General features: G+C 58.6%; 1 pseudogene. It reads left to right on the top strand.

From position 1 onward, the window contains the following. Window positions 1–123: 123 nt before the first annotated feature. A pseudogene (locus ER13_RS18165) lies at window positions 124–285 on the top strand (major capsid protein); the annotation flags it as partial. Between the last annotated feature and the right edge of the window lie 106 nt (window positions 286–391).

Raw genomic sequence — 391 nt, 5'->3', positions numbered from 1 at the left:
GGGCTCGGCTGGCGGTCGAAGCCGGGGCCGACGGCGGGACGGCGGCCACGGCGCGAATACACGGGCGCGGGGCCTCTTTTGCACGGCTTTTGAAAGCTCTTCCGCTCCTGTCTCTTGTACACAGCTGACGCTGACGACCATACTCACTGTGAACGTGTTTACTGTAGGCCGCGTTATCAAGAAGATATTTCTTCATTTGGAGGTAAAACCTCTTATGACGCTGACAACCGTCCTTTACTTGTCTTTTTTTTTAATCTCGGGGCGTCTGGCTCGGATGTTGACGGAGGTTACCTCGCGGCCTTCGTCAAGTGTTTAAAAGGTACTCCCCCCACCCCCCCCCCCACCGCGCCCCCTTAGGCCGCAAAGGCCCCGCCGCTGACCGGAATGATCG

Source organism: Brevundimonas sp. EAKA (assembly GCF_000698025.1).
Lineage (GTDB): Bacteria > Pseudomonadota > Alphaproteobacteria > Caulobacterales > Caulobacteraceae > Brevundimonas > Brevundimonas mediterranea_A.
Note: the sequence above shows the minus strand (reverse complement) of the source record. Positions and strands in the feature narration are given on the sequence as shown.